The 3,042-nt window shown below is 67.5% G+C and carries 4 protein-coding genes; all 4 read left to right on the forward strand.

The features are described from left to right. The first annotated feature begins 177 nt into the window (after positions 1 to 177). Positions 178 to 843 (forward strand): pyrimidine 5'-nucleotidase, encoded by a 666-nt coding sequence (locus ACFDSW_RS11245; RefSeq protein ID WP_375250385.1) that lies wholly within the window; start codon positions 178 to 180, stop codon positions 841 to 843. Then, positions 840 to 1,673: a 2,3,4,5-tetrahydropyridine-2,6-dicarboxylate N-succinyltransferase gene (gene dapD / locus ACFDSW_RS11250; protein ID WP_375250386.1), complete on the forward strand. Its 834-nt coding sequence runs from the start codon at positions 840 to 842 to the stop codon at positions 1,671 to 1,673. The genes ACFDSW_RS11245 and dapD overlap by 4 nt, the downstream gene beginning before the upstream one ends. A gap of 168 nt (positions 1,674 to 1,841) precedes the next feature. Continuing rightward, on the forward strand, positions 1,842 to 2,807 hold the full coding sequence (gene glpX / locus ACFDSW_RS11255; RefSeq protein WP_375250387.1) for a class II fructose-bisphosphatase: 966 nt from the start codon (positions 1,842 to 1,844) through the stop codon (positions 2,805 to 2,807). Continuing rightward, positions 2,804 to 3,042, forward strand: a 239-nt coding sequence (locus tag ACFDSW_RS11260; RefSeq protein WP_375250388.1) for a hypothetical protein, incomplete at its 3' end; no start/stop codon positions are given. The genes glpX and ACFDSW_RS11260, both read left to right, overlap by 4 nt.

Below are 3,042 nucleotides of genomic sequence, written 5' to 3' on the forward strand. Positions count from 1 at the left end.
TTCGGCCTGGCGACCCGCCGGCTACATAGGCCATCGGCCCCCCCCCTGCGGCCCCCCCTGCGGCCCCCCCTGCGGCCCCCCCTGCGGCATCGCCTGGCATTGCTATGGGTACCGGTCGCCGGGCACAACCCATGCGTGCCCTTTCGCGGCACGGGGAAAGGCGATAAGCGCGCCGCGATGCCGCCCGCCTTCGCCCATATCGATACCTGGATCTTCGATCTGGACAATACGCTGTATCCGGCAAAGGCCGATCTGTTCGCGCTGATCGACGCGAAGATGACCGCTTATGTCGCACGGTTGCTGAACCTCGATCCGGTTTCCGCGCGCCGCGTGCAGAAAGACTATTTCCTCGCGCATGGCACCACGCTGGCCGGATTGATGGCCGAGCATGAGATCGACCCCGCCGATTTCCTTTCCTACGTCCATGATATCGAGATGGATGCGCTGGAGGCGAATGCGCCGCTCGCCGCCGCGCTGGCGCGCCTGCCGGGGCGCAAGCTGGTCTTCACCAACGGCGACAAGCCTTATGCGCTGAAGGTACTCGACCGTCTCGGCCTGGGCGACAGTTTTGAGGCGGTGCACGATATCCATGCGATGGACCTGGTGCCCAAACCGGCGGCATCGGCCTATGCCGGGCTGTGTTCCGCCCTCGCGATCGATCCCACCCGCGCGCTGTTCGTCGAGGATATGGCGCGCAACCTGAAACCGGCCAAGGCAATCGGCATGACGACGGTCTGGGTCGATAACGGGTCCGAACAGGATCACGACGCCGATCGCAGCTACGTCGACGTGCGAGTTAGCGATCTGACCGCCTGGCTGCATCAATTGCTGGAGGACGCATGACCCTGACCCAACCCACCGCCGACCTTTCCGCCACGATCGACGCCGCGTGGGACGATCGCGCCCAATTGGGCCTGTCGACGCAGGGCGAGGTGCGCCTCGCGGTCGATCGGGCGCTGGCGATGCTCGATGCCGGCACCGCGCGCGTGGCGGAGCCCGATGGGCAGGGCGGCTGGCGCGTCAATCAATGGCTGAAGAAGGCGGTGCTGCTCAGCTTCCGCCTCAATGACAATGCGCTGATCGACAATGGCCCCGGCGCGGGGCATTGGTTCGACAAGGTGCCGTCGAAGTTCGCCGGCTGGAGCGAGGCGGAATTTCGTGACGCTGGCTTCCGCGCGGTGCCCGGCGCGATCGTGCGGCGTGGCGCGCATGTCGCGAAGGGGGCGGTGCTGATGCCCAGCTTCGTCAATATCGGCGCCTATGTCGGCGAGGGCACGATGGTCGATACCTGGGCGACCGTCGGCAGCTGTGCGCAGATCGGCAGGAACGTCCATATCTCGGGCGGAGCGGGCATCGGCGGCGTGCTGGAACCGTTGCAGGCCGATCCCGTCATCATCGGCGACGGTGCCTTCATCGGCGCGCGTAGCGAAGTCGCGGAGGGCGTGCGGGTCGGCGAGGGCGCGGTGCTGTCGATGGGCGTCTATCTGGGCGCCTCGACCAAGATCATCGACCGCGCCACGGGCGAGGTCTTTCGTGGCGAGGTGCCGCCCTATGCGGTCGTCGTCCCGGGATCGACCGGCGGCAACCTGGGCTTGTATTGCGCGGTGATCGTCAAGCGGGTCGATGCGCAGACCCGCAGCAAGACCAGCATCAACGAATTGCTGCGCGACTGAGCGAGAGCCCTGTCGCCCCGGCCCACCCCGGCGGAGGCCGGGGCGGGCGCGCGCGGTGCCCCGTTTGTAGAACATGTAAAACAAAATGCCGCCGCGTGCCTCGACACTGTCATGCCGCCGCCCTATCCCACTGGAAACGACTGTCTCCCGTTCAAGAGAGGAACATCAATGCCGACCGCCAGCAAGGTTCTGGATCGTGTGCTCGTGCTCGAGATGGTGCGCGTCACGGAGGCGGCGGCCATCGCCGCTTCGACGCTGACCGGTCGCGGCGATGAAAAGGCCGCCGATGCCGCCGCGGTCGAGGCGATGCGCGCCGCGCTGAACGAGCTGTACATGGACGGCACCGTGGTGATCGGCGAGGGCGAGCGGGACGAGGCGCCGATGCTGTATATCGGTGAGAAGGTGGGGCTGGGCAAAGGCCCCGCGATCGACATCGCGCTCGACCCGCTGGAAGGCACTACGATCTGCGCCAAATCGGGGCCGAACAGCCTGGCAGTGCTGGCCATCGCGGAGGCGGGCGGCCTGCTCAACGCGCCCGACGTCTATATGGACAAGCTGGCGGTGGGCCCCGGCCTGCCCGACGGGGTGATCGACCTGGACCGTTCGCCGACCGAGAACGTCAAGGCGATCGCCGCCGCCAAGGGCGTGGAGCCGAATGAGATCATCGCCTGCGTGCTCGATCGTCCGCGTCACGAAGCACTGATCGCGGAATTGCGCGGGCTGGGCTGCGGTGTCGTGCTGATCGGCGATGGCGACGTCGCCGGCGTGATCGCGACGACGGACCCGGATACGACCATCGACGTCTATATGGGTTCGGGCGGCGCGCCCGAGGGGGTGCTGGCCTGCGCCGCGCTGCGTTGCGTCGGCGGCCAGTTCAAGGGTCGGTTGCTGTTCCGCAACGACGATGAGCGCGGTCGCGCGCGCAAATGGGGCATCGAGGATCTCGATCGCCAATATGACCTGCGCGATCTGGCCAAGGGCGATTGCATCTTCGCCGCGACCGGCGTCACCGACGGGTCGCTGCTGGAAGGCGTCAAGCGTCGCGGCGGCAAGATGACCACCGAAAGCGTGGTGATGCGCGCGTCGTCGGGCACGGTACGCTGGGTCAAGGGCGAGCATCGCCTCGAACGGTGATGCAGGGCATGGCGGCGGCGCTGCTGACGGCAGCGCTCGCGGGCCTGTGGGCGTTCCTCCACAGCGGCTGGCCGCCAGTACCGCATCGCCTCGCCCGGCGCGCGGTGCGCCATATCGTCTGGTTCGGCGGCATGACGCTGCTGGGGCTGCTGGCACTCGGACAATGGCGCGCGCCGTCGCAAACGCCGGCCGTCTTCGATCCGGCACGTGCGCTGGTGGTTGCCTTGGTGGGTGG

The sequence above is a fragment of the Sphingomonas sp. genome (genome assembly GCF_042091075.1).
In the GTDB taxonomy this organism is placed as follows: domain Bacteria; phylum Pseudomonadota; class Alphaproteobacteria; order Sphingomonadales; family Sphingomonadaceae; genus Sphingomonas.

What these genes read in the sequence shown, in the direction of transcription:
- ACFDSW_RS11245 (WP_375250385.1), top strand. Translation starts at nt 178, where the DNA reads ATGCCGCCCGCCTTCGCCCATATCGATACCTGGATCTTCGATCTGGAC.
- dapD (WP_375250386.1), top strand. Translation starts at nt 840, where the DNA reads ATGACCCTGACCCAACCCACCGCCGACCTTTCCGCCACGATCGACGCC.
- glpX (WP_375250387.1), top strand. Translation starts at nt 1,842, where the DNA reads ATGCCGACCGCCAGCAAGGTTCTGGATCGTGTGCTCGTGCTCGAGATG.